We start from the raw sequence: 16,291 nt of genomic DNA, 5'->3' as shown, positions 1-16,291 counted from the left end.
GAGTGCGGATGCTTCAGGCCACACCGCTCACCGACGGATGGACCCTGCGGCACGAGGGAGCCGCGCTCCCCGCCGCCGTGCCGGGCTGTGTGCACACCGATCTGCTGGCGGCCGGGGTGATCCCGGATCCCTTTCTCGGGCGGGACGAGACCGAGGTGGCGTGGGTGGGGCGGCGGGACTGGACCTATGAGACCGACCTCGCCGTTCCGTCCCGTCACGAGCAGACCGACCTCGTCTTCGACGGGCTCGACACCGTCGCCGAGATCTCGCTCGACGGCCGGCTGCTGGGCCGGGTACGGAACATGCACCGCTCGTACCGCTTCGACGTGACGGGGCTGAGCGGACGGCTCGCGGTGCGTTTCGCCTCCGCGTACGCCGAGGCGGAGGCGGTCCGCGGCAAGCTGGGCGAACGGCCGGCCGCCTATGCCGAGCCGTACCAGTACCTGCGCAAGATGGCCTGCTCCTTCGGCTGGGACTGGGGGCCGACGCTGGTGACGGCCGGGATCTGGCGGCCGGTGCGGATCGAGCAGTGGTCGACGGCCCGGATCGCCCGGGTGCGGCCCCTGGTGACCGTCGAAGAGGACACGGGGCGGGTCGAGTTGGCCGTCGACGTCGAGCGGACCCGGGTCGAGGCGCCGCTCACCGTCGAGGCGACGGTCGGCGGGGTGCGGGCGCGGGCCGAGGTCGTGGGCACGGGCGGTGCCGTACGGCTGACCGTGCCGGACGTGGAACTGTGGTGGCCGCGCGGCTACGGCGAACAGCCCTTGTACGACGTCGAGTTGACGCTGCTGCACGGCGACGACGTGCTGGACGTGTGGCGCCGGCGGATCGGCTTCCGGACCGTCGAGCTGGACCGCCGGCCCGACGCGCACGGCACCGGCTTCACCCTCGTCGTCAACGGCGAGCGGCTCTTCGCGCGGGGCGTCAACTGGATCCCGGACGACGTGTTCCCGTCCCGGGTGACCCGGGAGCGGTACCGCGGGCGGCTGGAGCAGGCGGCCGGCGCGGGCGTGGACCTCGTACGGATCTGGGGTGGCGGGATCTACGAGAGCGAGGACTTCTACGACGCCTGCGACGAGCTGGGGCTGCTGGTCTGGCAGGACTTCCCCTTCGCGTGCGCGGCCTATCCGGAGGAGCAGCCGCTGCGCGGGGAGGTGGAGGCCGAGGCGCGGGAGAACGTCGTACGGCTGATGCCGCACCCGTCGCTGGTGCTGTGGAACGGCAACAACGAGAACCTGTGGGGGTTCCGGGACTGGGAGTGGGAGCCCCGGCTGGCCGGGGAGTCCTGGGGCGAGGGGTACTACCTGGGCGTACTGCCGCGGGTGGTGGCCGAGCTGGATCCGACGCGGCCGTACACGGCGGGCAGTCCGTGGTCCGGCTCGTGGGACCACCACCCGAACGCCCCGGCGCACGGCACGCACCACTCCTGGGAAGTGTGGAACCGGGAGGACTACGCCGACTACCGGCTGAGCGTGCCGCGCTTCGTGGCCGAGTTCGGCTGGCAGGCGCCGCCCGCGTACGCCACGCTGCGGCGGGCGCTGCCGGGTGAGGAGCTCGCGCCGGACTCCCCCGGCATGCTGCACCACCAGAAGGCGGACGACGGGAACGGAAAGCTGAGGCGGGGCCTTGAGCGGCATTTCGGCTTCCCCGAAGGGGACTTCGACCGCTGGCACTACCTCACCCAGGTCAACCAGGCGCGGGCCGTCGCGGCCGGGATCGAGCACTGGCGGTCGCACTGGCCGGTCTGCGCGGGCACGGTCGTGTGGCAGCTGAACGACTGCTGGCCGGTGACGTCCTGGGCCGCGATCGACGGGGACGGGCGGGAGAAGCCGCTGTACCACGAGCTGCGGCGGCTGTACGCGGACCGACTGCTGACCCTTCAAGTACGGGACGGTGAGCTGGAGTTGGCTTTCGTCAACCAGGCCGCGCAGGAGTGGGCGGGTGCGGTGCGGCTGCGGCGGATGTCCGTCGAGGGGGTGGTGGTCGGCGAGGCGAACCTGGAGTTCGCCGCCGGGGCGCGGGCGGTGGCCCGGGTGGGGGTGCCGAGGGAGCTGGAGCCGGGCGGGCCGAAGGAGTTCCTGGTCGCGGACGCGGGCGGGCTGAGGGCCGTGCACTTCGCCGCGCTCGACCGTGAAGTGCCGTACCCCTTCCCGGAGTTCGACGTGGCGCTCGCGCCGGGCGGGGTCACGGTGACGGCCCGTACCCTCGTCCGCGATCTGCTCCTCCAGGCCGACCGGCTGGATCCGGACGCGGTGGCCGACCGGGGACTGGTCACGTTGCTGCCCGGCGAACAGGTGACCATCGGTGTGCGTCACTGGGAGACTCCTGACGCCGAGGCCGCACGATCGGCCCTGTACTGCATGGAGCCCAGCCGATGACGGCAACGCCGACCCCCCGCGTCACCATCAAGGACGTCGCCGCGCGCGCGGGCGTGTCCAAGGGGGCAGTGTCCCTCGCCTTCAACCACAAGCCGGGACTGTCGGAGGCGACCCGGGACCGTATCTTCCGGGCCGCGCGGGAACTGGGCTGGGCGCCCAACCTCACCGCGCGGACACTGGCCGGGTCGCGGGTGGACGTGGTGGGTCTGGCGATCTGCCGGCCTGCCCGGCTGCTCGGTCTCGAACCGTTCTACATGGAGTTCGTCTCGGGCGTGGAGAGCGTCCTGACCGAGCACTCCTGCTCGCTGCTGCTGCGGCTCGTGCGGACCGTGGAGGAGGAGACCGGACTGCAGGAGTCGTGGTGGCGGGGGCGGCAGATCGGCGGGTCGATCCTGGTCGACTTCCGCGCGGACGACCCGCGTGTGGCGATGGCGCAGCGGGTCGGCATGCCCGTCGTCGCGGTCGGGCACCCGTCGCTCACGGGCGGGCTGACGTCGGTGTGGACCGACGACGCCACCGCCGTGACGGAGGCGGTGCGGTATCTGGCCGCGCTGGGGCACCGGCGGATCGCCCGGGTGGGCGGTGCGGCGGCCCTCGGGCACACGTCCATCCGTACGGCGGCCTTCGACGAGGCGGCGGGGGCGCTGGCGCTGGCCGGCGCGTGGCAGGTGGCGACGGACTTCTCGGGCGACGCGGGGGCGCGGGCGACCCGGTCGCTGCTCGCCGCGTCCGGGGCGGACCGGCCGACGGCGATCGTGTACGACAACGACATCATGGCCGTGGCCGGTTTGTCGGTGGCGGCCGAGATGGGGTTGCGGGTGCCGGAGGACGTGTCGCTGCTGGCGTGGGACGACTCGCAGTTGTGCCGGCTGACGCATCCGACGCTGTCGGCGATGAGTCATGACGTGCACGGGTTCGGGGCGGAGGTGGCTCGGACCTTGTTCGGGGTGATCATGGGGGGTGGGGTGGGGTCGCATCCGGTGGCTACGCCTGTGCTGACTCCTCGGGGGTCCACAGCGCCGCCTCGGTGAGGTGCGTACGGGGCTGCGGGTTGTGGTGGGTTGCTCGCGCAGTTCCCCGCGCCCCTGAAGGGGCGCTCCCAGCTCCCCACCACCGGAGTTTGTATGTGACGTTCGCCGCTCCCGCCCCCAGGACTGTGCAGCTACGTTACCCGTAAGTAGCATGGGCCTGAGCGCGCGCTCAGCGTGCCGCGCAGCAGTAGTGCCATCCCGCACCCTGGAGGAGAGCCATCGTGCCTCGTACCGTCAGGGACGTCGTCTTCGTAGACGGCGTCCGCACCCCGTTCGGCAAGGCGGGCCCGAAGGGCATCTACCACGAGACCCGCGCCGACGACCTCGTCGTGAAGGCGATCCGGGAGCTGCTGCGTCGCAACCCCGGGCTCGACCCGAAGCAGATCGACGAGGTCGCCATCGCCGCGACCACGCAGATCGGTGACCAGGGCCTGACCCTGGGCCGCACGGCCGGCATCCTCGCCGGTCTCCCCCAGTCGGTGCCCGGCTACTCCATCGACCGCATGTGCGCCGGCGCCCTGACCGCCGTGACGTCCGTCGCCGGTTCGATCGCCTTCGGTGCCTACGACGCCGTCATCGCCGGTGGTGTCGAGCACATGGGCCGCCACCCGATGGGCGAGGGCGTGGACCCGAACCCGCGCTTCGTCAGCGAGAAGCTGGTCGACGAGTCCGCCCTGTTCATGGGCATGACCGCCGAGAACCTGCACGACCGCTACCCGACCATCACCAAGCTGCGCGCCGACGAGTACGCGGTGCGTTCGCAGGAGAAGGCCGCCAAGGCGTACGCCAACGGCAAGATCCAGCAGGACCTGGTGCCGGTCTCGGTGCGCCGCACCAACGCCGAGGCCGGTGAGACGGGCTGGGGCCTGGTCACCGCCGACGAGCCGATGCGCCCGGGCACCACGCTGGACAGCCTGTCCGGCCTGAAGACCCCGTTCCGCGTCCACGGCCGGGTCACCGCCGGTAACGCGGCCGGTCTGAACGACGGCGCCACCGCGTCGATGATCGCGAGCGAGGACTTCGCCCGCGAGAACAACCTGCCGGTCAAGATGCGTCTCGTCTCCTACGCCTTCGCGGGCGTCGAGCCGGAGGTCATGGGCTACGGCCCGATCCCGGCCACCGAGAAGGCCCTCGCCAAGGCGGGCCTGTCCATCGAGGACATCAACCTCTTCGAGATCAACGAGGCCTTCGCGGTCCAGGTCCTCGCCTTCCTGGAGCACTACGGCATCGCCGACGACGACGCCCGCGTCAACCAGTACGGCGGCGCCATCGCCTACGGCCACCCGCTGGCCTCCTCCGGCGTCCGGCTGATGACGCAGCTGGCCCGCCAGTTCGAGGAGCAGCCGGAGGTCCGCTACGGCCTCACCACCATGTGCGTCGGCTTCGGCATGGGCGCCACGGTGATCTGGGAGAACCCGCACCACAAGGACGCCGGAGGCGACAAGTGAGCACCGCTGAGCTTCTCAAGGGAGCGGCCGAGCTGTTCCCCGACGAGGTCGTGACGTCCGCGCACGTACGCCACCTCGACCTGCCGTACGGCGCCGGGCGCTTCGCGCTCATCACGCTGGACAACGGCTTCGACCACACCAAGCCGACCACCTTCGGCCCGCAGTCGCTGGCGAACCTCGACATCGCCATCGACCAGGTCGAGGCCGAGGCCGCCGCCGGTGACATCGTCGGTGTCGGCATCACCGGCAAGCCGTTCATCTTCGCGGTCGGCGCCGACCTCAAGGGCGTCGAGCTGCTGAAGGAGCACAAGGACGCGCTCGCCATCGGCAAGGGCGGCCACGAGGTCTTCAAGCGCCTCGCGGGCCTCGCCGTGCCGACCTTCGCGTACTACAACGGTGCCGCGATGGGCGGTGGCGTCGAGGTCGGTCTGCACTGCAAGTACCGGACCGTCAGCAAGGCCCTCCCGGCCTTCTCGCTGCCCGAGGTGTTCCTCGGCCTGGTGCCCGGCTGGGGCGGCTGCACGATCCTGCCGAACCTGATCGGCGCCGACAAGGCCGTCTCGGTGATCATCGAGAACAGCCTCAACCAGAACAAGCAGCTCAAGGGCCAGCAGGTCTTCGACCTGGGCATCGCCGACGCCATCTTCGAGGGCGCCGACTTCCTGGAGCAGTCGCTGATCTGGACCGCCCAGGTGCTGAAGGGCGACGTCGAGGTCGACCGTCCGGTGATCGACCGCGGCGAGGCCTGGGACCAGGCCGTCGCCAAGGGCCGTTTCATCGCGGACTCGAAGGTGCACGGGGCCGCTCCGGCCGCCTACCGCGCCCTCGACATCATCGCCGCCGCCAAGAACGGCGACCTCCAGCAGGGCTACGACGCCGAGGACAAGGCGCTCGCCGACCTGATCATGGGTGGCGAACTGCGGTCCGGTATCTACGCGTTCAACCTGGTGCAGAAGCGCGGCAAGCGCCCGGCCGGCGCCCCGGACAAGAACCTGGCCCGTCCGGTCACCAAGGTCGGCGTGGTCGGCGCGGGCCTGATGGCCTCGCAGCTGGCGCTGCTCTTCCTGCGCCGCCTGGAGGTCCCGGTCGTCCTCACGGACATCGACCAGGAGCGCGTCGACAAGGGTGTGGGCTACGTCCACGCCGAGATCGAGAAGCTGCTCGGCAAGGGCCGTATCAACCAGGACAAGGCCAACCGCCTCAAGGCGCTGGTGAGCGGTATCCTGGACAAGGCCGAGGGCTTCGCGGACGCCGACTTCGTCATCGAGGCCGTCTTCGAGGAGATCGGCGTCAAGCAGCAGGTGTTCGCGGAGGTCGAGGCGGTCGCCCCGGCGCACGCCATCTTCGCGACAAACACCTCCTCCCTCTCGGTCTCCGAGATGGCGTCGAAGCTGAAGAACCCCGAGCGGGTCGTCGGCTTCCACTTCTTCAACCCGGTCGCGGTCCTGCCGCTGCTGGAGATCGTCCGCGGCGAGCAGACGGACGACGCCTCGCTGGCCACGGCGTTCGCCGTCGCCAAGAAGCTGAAGAAGACCGCGGTGCTGACGAAGGACGCCCCGGCGTTCGTCGTGAACCGCATCCTCACCCGCTTCATGGGCGAGATCCAGAACGTCATCGACGAGGGCACGCCGGTCGAGGTGGCGGAGAAGGCGGTGGAGCCCCTGGGCCTGCCGATGTCTCCTCTCGTCCTCCTTGAGCTGGTCGGTCCCGCGATCGGTCTGCACGTCTCGGAGACCCTCAACCGGGCCTTCCCGGACCGCTTCACGGTCTCCCCGAACCTCGCGGCCGTCGTCAAGGCGGGCAAGCGCGGCTTCTACGTCTACGACTCCGGCAAGCCGGAGCTGGACCCGGAGGTCGCCGCGCTGCTGAAGCAGGGCGACTCCGTCCTGACCGAGGAGCAGGTCCGTGACCGTGTCCTCGACGCCGTCGCCCAGGAGATCGGGCTCATGCTCGACGAGGGCGTCGTCGCCGAGGCCCAGGACATCGACCTCTGCCTGATCACGGGCGCCGGCTGGCCCTTCCACCTGGGCGGCATCACGCCGTACCTGGACCGCGAGGGTGTCTCCGAGCGCGTGAACGGCAAGAAGTTCCTGGCGCCGGGCGTGGCGTCGGTTCCGGCGTAGGCGCTCCGCTGTGAACGCCGGTGCCCCGCATGCCTGGTTGGCGTGCGGGGCACCGGTGTTGTCGGCAGGTCACTTGGGGCTCCGCCCCCAGACCCCCGTCTCGGCCTGACGGCCTCGTCCTCAAACGCGGGACGGGCTGAGTTCAGCGGGACCGGCGCTCGGAAATCGCCGGAAGCGCCTTCAAGGCGACAGCCCGCCGACCGCCCCAGGGGCGCGGGGAGCCGCGCGAGCAACCGCATACGGCCCGCAGCCGCCGTACACAAGCCCCCTCTCGGGCGCCTCAGATCTCCCGCCACGCCTCCAGCGCCAGCCCCGGTTCGTCCTTGCGCCGGGTGATCAGCACATGGCCCGTCGACGGTGACATCGTGGCCGCCACCACCCGCTCGTCCTCGTCCACCGCCAGCGCCACTACCGCGTCGGCGGGCAACTGCGGCCCCGACTCGGTCCACCATGCCCCGGCCGACTCCTGCTCCGTCGGATACGCGGCGAAGGCGACGCGGCCGCTCGCCGAGCGCTGGGCGAGCAACGTGCAGTCGTGGCCGTCGAGTTGGCAGCGGATCGCGGAGACCGGGCCGGGGCCCGCGGAGGCCAGCAGGGGCACCGGCTTGGTGCCGGGTCGCCAGGCGCGCAGGTCGCCGGAGTCGTCGGCGAAGAAGAGGGTGGTGTGCTCCGCGGAGGTGGCCAGGGCGTGCAGGGTGCCCGGGCGGACCGGGGTCTCCATCGCCTCCTCCAGGACGGGTACGGCGCCCGGCTTCTCCTGCTGCCAGTGCAGGAGGGCTCCGGGGACGGCGGCATACAGCTCCACGAGCCCGGACTCGCCGGTCACGGCGGCCAAGTCGTCCTGTACGTCACGCCCCTTGAGGTCACGCCAGGGGCCCCAGCCGCCGGCCTCCTTCTGGCCGCGCATGCTGACGCCGCCGCCCCCGTTCCGGACGAAGACATGGGCCCGGCCCTGCGCGTCGACCGTGACGGCGGGGGTGCCGGTGCGGTCGCCGGTCTGGTTCGGGTGGCCGATGGAGATCCAGTCCAGGGCGGCCAGGCGCGGACGGAAGTGCGTGGAGTGGACGAGGCCTGCCTCGCCGGCCTTGGTGGGACGCCAGGCCGCCAGATGGGCGTAGGCGTCGGTGCCCTGGCCGACCGCGGGACCGGGGCGCAGCTTCTGGTCGCCGCCGACCTTGCGCGGGGGTTCCCAGGGGCCGCCGGGCCCGAGTTCCGCCCTGCACAGGATGGCCTCGCCGGCCGGCAGATAGACGCTGAGGCGGCCGTCGCGGCCGCGGATGAGCCAGTCGCCGTTCACCGGATCACCATATGCGGGGCGGGTGTGCGGTCGGGGGGCGCCCCAGGCTTCTCGGCGCACGGCGTCCGTTCTCTCCTCAGGGACCGTCAGCGCCGTGGTGCGTCATAACGCCGATTCCGCCCCGATACGCCCAGTCGAAGTCGCCCGGCTTTCGAACGCGGACCACCAGCTCGGGGTCACCTCCACGGACGTTCAGATGGTGCCCGCTATCGAATACGACGCGCAGCCCGCCGGACGTGAACGCCACCGCCGACAGCACGGTCGCACCCACCAGTTCTGCCCATTGCTCGGCAGGGACCGATACGGCACCTGGGGCGGATGCCGACCCGTGCGTCAGATCCGCCGCTGCGTCGAATGTCAGCTCCGCGCCGGCGGCCAGGGCCAGTACTCGCCGGGGAGGATCCCCTGTGTGCCGGACCGCGGTGACCGGGAGACCTCGCAGCCCCAGGATCCACGAGGACGGGTCGGGCCGGAACTCCTGACATGGATTCATCTCCAGAACCCTTCCGGAATTGTCAGTGCTCGAAAAGCGGCCCCCTGCTCCCGAGTACCGGGAGCAGGGGGCCGAGTGGTGATGCCGGACCGCGTCAGATGGTCTCCGGCGGGAATCCGTAGTGGGCGTCACCACGGACGAAGGCCCGCCATGCCTCGATGTTCCCGGAGCAGTCCGGGAACACCTCGAGCCGGAAGCCCTGCTCCCAGGCCACGGTGAGCTCACCCGACTCGCCCCCGGTCACGCCGGTGACGGACGGGTGAAGCTGGCCGAGAATTTTGTTGATCTTCGTGGCGCGAGCATCGTAGATCATGCGGAACTCGTCGAAGGCCTGCTCACCCGCGCCCTTCTGCGCATACCGCATGTCCGCGGATCCCAGGACGATCCGCGAGTCGTGCACGATCCGGAACGGGCACTGCATATGGACCATGATCTCCTCGCCGTCAGGGCCGTGGAACTCGACGACGCCCATGTCCACAGCCCGGCCGACCGAGTGGACGACGGTACCCGTCAGGATTCGGGTGATCTCGTCCACCCTCAGCTCAGCAGCCACCGAACAGCCCCCTGCCTTCCTCGACGATGCGATGGTAGCCGTAGCCCTGGCCGGTGATCCGGTCGTGCAGCATGCGGCGCTCCGCGGGGGTGATGTCGCGTTTGAGTTCGCCCTCGATCTTCTTCACCGCGTCCCTGAACTCCTTGTTCTCGGCCTGGTTGCCGCGCGGGGAGTGCTTGCCGTCGTCGTCGAGGTCACCGCCGTCCCAGGTCTCCTTGATCTCCGACAGACCCTTCTCCCAGTCGAACCCGCCGTCGTCGTTGTGCACGAGGAGCGCGGTCGTACCGGCGACGACGTAGTACGTGTGGATGTCGTCGATGGTGAGGTCGTGCGTGCGCTGGAGCTTGTGGTACTCGCGGGTCTTCTCGACCCGGACCGTGCCGCCGTCGACGGTGCGCAGCGTCATGCCCGGGACGAGGTGGCCGGCGTCGATCCAGGTGCCCTCGGAGGGCGACCAGAACGGGTGCGTCGTCGTGGACGTCAGTGACTGCGTGCCCCGGGTGCCCTCGCGGGCGACCGTGAGGTCGACGAAGTGCTTGTCGTCCTTGGTGATGATGGTGGCGACGACGGTCCGTGTCGTGGTCAGACCGCTCTCCGGGTCGGTGACCACGATCTTGTCGCCGAGCCGGACGTCCTCTATGGGCTTGCTGGACCCGTCGGACATCAGCACGTGTGTGCCGGGCGTGAAGCTGTGCCGGCCGCCTCCGACGAGGCACTGGATGGGAATGTTGTCCGTCTTCTTCAGGGCCGCCTTGAAGCCCTTGAAGACGACCTTGGCGCCCTTGCCGAGCAGTCCGGTGCCCACCGCGATGCCGGCGTCGATCGCCGCGGCCTTGCAGGCGCTGCCGGAGCCCTGGATGCAGCCGATGTAGTCGTCGACGCCGAGGACCTCAAGGATCCCCGGCCCGTTCTGGTCGCCGAACCAGCCGAGCTTGCCCACGGCGGAGCAGAACTCCGAGCCCGCGACATTCAGACCCGAGCACCGTGCTCGCGCCCAGTTCTGGAGGTTGTGCTGGTAGTCCAGGCGCTCGTGGTAGTACGGGAAGTGCTCGGCGAGCTCCGCCTGGGTCGGGATGTAGACGCCCTGAATGGTGATCGAGTCACCCTTGGGCGCGATGATGATCGGCTTCTTGCCGTACGTGCCGTTCCGCCTGGCCTCCTGCGACATCTTGACCGCGGTGTCGTAGCAGGACTGCGTCCGCTGACAGTTGTTGGAGGTGCCGTTGATGACGCCGTCGGTGTCGCCTTCGACGCCCGCGCAGATTCCGTCCGCTCCACCGCCGGGCGCACCGTGGATGCAGCCGAGGCCGTCGGGGTCGCTGAAGGTGAGCGGGCTGTTGTTGCTGTAGGCGTACGCGTTCAGCGCCTGCGGGTCGCCCGGGGTGAGCAGCGGGTCGACCGAGAGGAACCGGCCGGTCGCCGGGTCGTACTCGCGGGCGCCGAGGTGCTGCAACCCGGTGGAATCGGTGTCGTCCACGCCGCCGACGAAGCCCTGGACTCCGGGCCAGTTGCTCGGCTCGGTGCCGCGGGTTCCGCCGAAGGGCAGCATGCGACGCTGCGTCAGCTGCTGACTTCCCGCGTCGACCGCCAGCTGCCCCGTGCCGAGGTGGTCGGCGACCGTGAACGAGACCGAGCCGTCGTTGTCGAGCACGGCCTGGTGCCCGCTGCCGAGGTCCAGCGTGCGCGTGGCCTTGGCAGTGGTGCTCCCCTTGGCCACGGTGATCCGGGTGGCGCCGAGGTAGAGCGTGTTCTCCTTCGAGGTGCGGGCGATGAGGCGGTTGCCGGCCGCGTCGTAGACGTACTCGGTGACGTCGTCGGGCTGACCCTCGACCGGCTTGGTCACCTTGACCAGATGGCCTTCGGCGTCCCAGTCGAGGTCCTGGGTGGTGCCCGCGAGGGTGCGGGTGTCGGTGTTACCGACTTCGTCGTAGCCGTAGGAGTCCTGCGCGGTGCCGCCGGGCCCGGTCTGGGTCACCGTGTTCACGGCGTGCGGACGCGGCTTGCCCGGGTCCGGGTAGTCGTAGGTGCGTACGGTGTTCTTCGCCGTGTCACCGGTGACGTCGTGCAGGGTCTCGGTCTCCCGGTTGCCCACCTTGTCGTAGGTGTAGGAGTGCCAGTACGGCGCGGGGCCGCCGACTGTCTGTCCGCTGGGTGCCGTAGCGCAGGTGGTCGTGGACTGGGTCCAGGCCGTGGTCATGCGGCGCAGGTAGTCGTAGTCGAAGCACTGCGTGTCCGTGCCGGAACGGGAGACGTCCGAGACGGACAGGATGTTGCCCATCTGGTCGTAGCCGTAGGTGTTGTGACGGTCGACGCCCGCCACGTCCTGGCGGTCCACCCGGGAGGTGGCCAGACGCTCGGTGCCCCACTCGTAGGTGTTGGTGACCCAGGTCTTCTTGCCGCCGTTGTTGGACAGTTCGAACTGCAGCGGCCTGCCGGTGAGGCTGTAGCTGGTGGCGACGTCGATGCCCTGGCTGCCGCTGAGCGCGATCGGCCGCTGGGTCTGGTCCTCGTAGGTGAACGCCACCGTGGTGGCGGGCAGGGCGCCGGCAGCCGGGGAGCCGGTCGTGCGCACCGAACCGTCCACGTTGTACGCGGTGGCCGACAGATAGGTACCGGCGAGCGCTCCTTCACTCGCGGGGATCGTCACGGTCGAGCGCAGCACGCGGTACAGGCGGTCGTAGGCGACGACCTTGTTGGTGTACGCCTCGGAGCCGACGTAGCGGGTGGACTCGGCCAGGTGGCCCTTCGCGCCGCTGATGGTGTCGTAGACCCACTTGGCGCGCAGCTTGCCCGTGGCGCTGTTCTCGCGCAGCTCGGTCTGCCGGCCGAGCCCGTCGTGGACGTAGTACAGGTCGGTGGACCGGTCGTCGGAGATGGACAGGACCTGGCCGCGGTCGTCGTACTCGGTGGAGCTGGGGCCCCGGTCCGGGTCGACGGTCGTCTTGAGGTTGCCGAGCAGGTCGTAGGTGTATCGCCAGACATTGCCGGCCGGGTCGGTCAGCGTCTCCAGCTCGCCGCGTGGGGTGTACGTATAGCGGGTGGTGTCGAACGCGGCCTGCTCGGAGCGGGTGTGGTGCTGGCGCAGCTCCGTGGTGCGCCCGCGGGCGTCAGTGACGCTCGTGGTGGCGGTTCCGCCCTCCGGCGGGATGACCGTGGTGCGGTCACCGCCGTAGATCGTCCGGGTGGTGCCGAGCACCGTGCCGCCGTCGCCGTTGCCCGCGACCTGCTCGCTCACGGTCGGCCGGCCCATGCCGTCGAACGTGGTGCGGGTCTGGGTCTCGACCGAGAGCGCGTCCGCGGGCTTGAACAGGGTCCGTGAGGGGGCCCCGGTGGCGTAGTACGTCTCGAAGGTCTTGGCGGTCAGCCCGCGTTCGTCGTAGAAGACGTCGGAGAGCAGCCGCCCGCCGTCCGGGCCCGGCTTCTGTGTCTGACGCTGGCGCAGGAAACCGTCGTACAGGCTGTACGCGGCGACCTGGCTGCCGTTCGTGCCCAGCGCCTTGGTGGAGACCGCGACCGGCTGCCCCTCCGTGACCAGGTAGTCGAACTCGTACGTCGGCGTCAGTGTGGTCTGCCGGTCGGCCAGCCACACCTTCGAGGAGCGGCCGAGCGCGTCGTAGGTGAAGGTCGTGATCTTGCCGTTGGCGTCGGTCTGGGTCAGCGGCAGGCCGCGGCGCAGGTCGTGGGTGGCGTAGCTGACCAGGGCGGTGGTGGCGTCGCCGGCCTTCGCCGGTGGCGTGGTCGTGGTCGTCTTCGTGACGAACCCGGTGCTCGGCGTGCGGTCGGTGGTGGTGGTACGGCCGTCCGTGCGCGCGGTGCGTACGGGGGCGCCCGTGCCCGTGACCGTGACGTTCGCCGTCAGGTCGGTGCTGGTGAGGACCCGGCCGTAGGAGTCGAAGGTCGCCCCGGACTCCAGGTAGGTGGCCGTGGTGCCGTCGTGCTTCTTCAGCAGGGCCGTGGCCGTGACGTCGCCCTTGGTCGGGGCCGCGCCGTAGGCGCCGCCGTCGTAGGCGGAGCGGACGTCGGAGATGACCTCCTTGGAGCGGTCGACGGGGTCGGCGCAGGACTTCGCGACGGTCTCGACGCGGTCGGGCAGGCCCAGGATGTTGTCGGTGCTGTTGGTGGCGTACGTGGTGCGGGTGCAGCGGTTGTCCGCTGCGGTGGTGTTGTCGCCGAAGTCGTCGACCTGGGTGACCCGTCCGGCCACCGTGTCGTACGAGGTGGCGGTGGAGGTGGTCCGCCAGGACGTGCCCGCCCCGTCGTCCAGGGAGGTCCAGGTCTTGGAGCTGGCGATGCCGGTGAAGTTGGCGGTGACCGTGCCCCAGTCGCGGGTCTTCTTCGCGGTCTGGTGGTACCAGGGGCGGTTCACGGTCTTGGTGAGGACCTTGCCGCCGTTGCCGGAGTAGCCGACCGTCTTGTAGGTGGTGCCGGCGAGCGCCTCGTGGTCGGTGATGGGGTCGCCCTCGCCTTCGCCGAGGGGGACGCTGACGTTCTTGGTGCCGCCGGTCGGGGACTCGCGGTCGCCGTCCATGCCGCGCAGGAAGTAGGAGTCGGACTGCGACTTCATCGCCGCGTCGCCGCCCTGGCCGCCGGTCTTGACGCGCACGTGTCCGTAGCCGCGCCACTGGGACCAGGTCTTGGACTTCTCCTTGGTCAGGCCGTCGTCATCGTCGTAGTGCCAGGCGGCCGGCCCCATGTACTCGTACCGGGTGACCTGGTCGGGCGCCCCGCCGGTGCGGTCGGTGGCGGTGACGGAGGTGACGACGTACTTGTTGAACCAGTGCCGCTCGGGGTCCTCCGTGGAGCTGCCGCCGATGTACTGCGGGAAGCAGCGGGTGGTGTTGGTCTGCGGGGTGGGCAGCGCGGCGAAGTCGCAGGCCGGCGCCGAGTAGTTGACGTCGATCTGGCCGCCGTACTCGTCGGCGATCGTCGACAGGCGCGACTTGATGAACGGGGCGAAGCCGTCACCGGTCTTGTCGAGCCGGTTCTCCAGCTGGGTGTAGCTGAAGGTGGTCTTCGGCAGGGTGATCGTGGGTGTGGCGGTGTGGCCGGTGTGCTGGATCGAGTCGAGCAGCAGCTGGTAGTCGATGTCGGCCATGCCCCAGCGGTGGGCCAGCTTCCAGGAGTCGACCTTCTGGTAGGCGCCGGCGGCGTCGATGACCTGCGTGGTCACCTCGCTGAGGCGCTTGCGCGTCCAGAACGTGGGCGAGAGGCGCCCGTTGTCGCAGTCCTTGCCCTCGTCGCAGTTGAGGTCCCAGGGCGTGTCGTACCAGTAGGCGGAGTCGCTGGTGATGGACGAGCAGGTGGTCTGCGCGTCGGGCAGGCAGCGTTCGGCGTTGGTGAAGGTGACCTTCGCGAGCGCCGGAGTGCCGTACATCGAGGACGACTTGAGGCCGTACTGGATCTCGTCGAGGTAGCCGCCGCGGGTGTAGCGGGTGTCGTCGGCGGCCTTCAGGTTGCGGCCGTAGGAGTTCTTCTCCTGGGTGTAGTAGTACGCGATGGCGTTGGCGCGTGGGTCGACGACGTAGTCGAGGTTCCAGCGCCAGGCCTGCTGGCACCAGGAGTCGGCGAAGGCGGCGGCGTGGCAGGCCTCGCCCGTGTCGTCGCCGAAGACGGGCGCGGTCCACGTGGAGTTCGTGGTCTTCTTGCCGTCGGCCCAGCCGGGCAGCCGGTGGTAGCCGAAGTAGTAGCGCACGCCGTCGGGGTCGGTGAGCCGCCAGTACTCGCCGTTGTCGTCGCCGTTGCCGCGGCTGGTGGACGTCAGCCGGGCGATCCGGGTGCCGTCGTCCTGGCGGAGCTTGAACTCGCCGTCGGTGCCGGTGGGGACGAGCTCGCCGCCCTTGCCGTTGAAGCTGATGAAGGCGTTGTCGTAGCCCCAGCACAGGTCGCCGGGCTTCATGCCGTCGCTGTTCTCGACACCGTCCTCGGCGCACGGCTTGTAGCGGCGCTCTATGTAGCCCGGCCACATGTCGAAGCCGCTGCCGATCCAGGAGGACTGGTTGTTGGTCTCGGTGGTGCGGCCGTCGACCGAGCCGGAGGAGTAGCCGAGACCGATGCTCGGCTTCAGCCCGCCGGGCACCTCGGGGACGCCCATGTCGTAGGACCAGGCGAAGTCACCGGTGTTGAGGTTGGTCTGCCAGGTCGCGGACGGCGCGAGCGTGGTCGCCTTGTAGTCGCCGGTGGCCGCGCTGTCGTCCGCGACGGCGGCGAGCACGGTCGACTGGGCGGAGGCGAGCCGCACGGACGGGGCGGTGAGTGCGCCGCTTTCCGTGTCGTTCACGGTCTCGACGGGCTTCTGGGTACGGCACTTGGCCCGCTCCGGCGTCTTCAGGACGCAGGCGGGCAGCTGCACCAGGCGCAGCCGGGCGCCGTAGCCGCCGCCGTAGGCCTGGGCGAGGTCGCGGTAGTCGACGCGCACCTGGGCGGCGCCGTCGGTGAAGTTCGTGCGCTCGGGGGCGAGCGTCACGAGCAGCCCGTCGATCGCGGCCTTCTTGGTCTGCCCCCGCCCGGCCAGCTCGACCCGCACCGCACCGGCGGCGCCGCGCGCCTTGGCGGCGCCGACGGAGACGGGCAGCTTGCCGGCCCTGACCGGAGCCTGAGCCGCGCCCTTCGCACCCTTCCCACCCTTGGCGCTCGCCGAGCCCTTCGCGCCTGCCGAGGCCTTCGCTCCCGTCGGCGTCCCGGTGAGTGTCACCCGGCCCGAACCCGCCCCGGGCCACTCGGCCTTGGGCGCGGTCCGCGGGGTGCGCGGGCCGCGCTCCACCGTGCGGGGCTTCATCTTCGCCGCGGAACCGGCCACGGGCCGCTCCGCCTTGGGCAGGGCCGGGCGGCCCCGTCCGTCGTCCGCCACGGCTCCCGAGTTCGCGGGCGCGGTGATGCCCTGGAGCACCGTGGCGATCATGACTATTCCGGAAGCCAGTGCGGTCTTCCGTCTCCATCGGGCCGCGCGGCCCGGTCGTCCCGTATCCCTC

8 protein-coding genes are annotated in these 16,291 nt (G+C 70.5%); 4 read left to right on the top strand and 4 right to left on the bottom strand.

Annotation, left to right across the window (positions count from 1 at the left end; all coding sequences use genetic code 11):
* Positions 1-8 precede the first annotated feature (8 nt).
* From AQJ67_RS16980 to AQJ67_RS16965, 4 genes are all read left to right on the top strand, one after another.
* The gene (locus AQJ67_RS16980; RefSeq protein ID WP_062719603.1) at positions 9-2,378 is read left to right on the top strand and encodes a glycoside hydrolase family 2 protein; all 2,370 of its coding nucleotides are present in this window, start codon (positions 9-11) and stop codon (positions 2,376-2,378) included.
* The gene (locus tag AQJ67_RS16975) at positions 2,375-3,409 is read left to right on the top strand and encodes a LacI family DNA-binding transcriptional regulator (protein ID WP_062719602.1); all 1,035 of its coding nucleotides are present in this window, start codon (positions 2,375-2,377) and stop codon (positions 3,407-3,409) included. The genes AQJ67_RS16980 and AQJ67_RS16975 overlap by 4 nt, the downstream gene beginning before the upstream one ends.
* A 221-nt stretch (positions 3,410-3,630) precedes the next feature.
* Positions 3,631-4,857: a thiolase family protein gene (locus tag AQJ67_RS16970; protein ID WP_062719601.1), complete on the top strand. Its 1,227-nt coding sequence runs from the start codon at positions 3,631-3,633 to the stop codon at positions 4,855-4,857.
* Entirely contained in the window at positions 4,854-6,980 is a 2,127-nt protein-coding gene (locus AQJ67_RS16965) for a 3-hydroxyacyl-CoA dehydrogenase NAD-binding domain-containing protein (RefSeq protein ID WP_062719600.1), read from the top strand. The genes AQJ67_RS16970 and AQJ67_RS16965 overlap by 4 nt, the downstream gene beginning before the upstream one ends.
* A gap of 280 nt (positions 6,981-7,260) precedes the next feature.
* On the opposite strand, the gene AQJ67_RS16960 is transcribed toward AQJ67_RS16965, so the two are convergent.
* From AQJ67_RS16960 to AQJ67_RS16950, 4 genes are all read right to left on the bottom strand, one after another.
* Positions 7,261-8,277: a PLL family lectin gene (locus tag AQJ67_RS16960; RefSeq protein WP_062719599.1), complete on the bottom strand. Its 1,017-nt coding sequence runs from the start codon at positions 8,275-8,277 to the stop codon at positions 7,261-7,263.
* 76 nt (positions 8,278-8,353) lie between these two features.
* Entirely contained in the window at positions 8,354-8,770 is a 417-nt protein-coding gene (locus AQJ67_RS50690; protein WP_425264159.1) for a DUF6188 family protein, read from the bottom strand.
* A 94-nt stretch (positions 8,771-8,864) separates the two neighbouring features.
* Complete coding sequence (locus AQJ67_RS16955; protein ID WP_159058778.1) at positions 8,865-9,323, bottom strand: hypothetical protein; 459 nt, start codon at positions 9,321-9,323, stop codon at positions 8,865-8,867.
* Entirely contained in the window at positions 9,313-16,221 is a 6,909-nt protein-coding gene (locus AQJ67_RS16950) for a polymorphic toxin-type HINT domain-containing protein (protein WP_062719597.1), read from the bottom strand. Before AQJ67_RS16950 ends, AQJ67_RS16955 begins: the two co-directional genes overlap by 11 nt.
* Positions 16,222-16,291 lie beyond the last annotated feature (70 nt).

It is taken from the genome of Streptomyces caeruleatus, assembly GCF_001514235.1.
GTDB lineage: Bacteria > Actinomycetota > Actinomycetes > Streptomycetales > Streptomycetaceae > Streptomyces > Streptomyces caeruleatus.
Note: the sequence above shows the minus strand (reverse complement) of the source record. Positions and strands in the feature narration are given on the sequence as shown.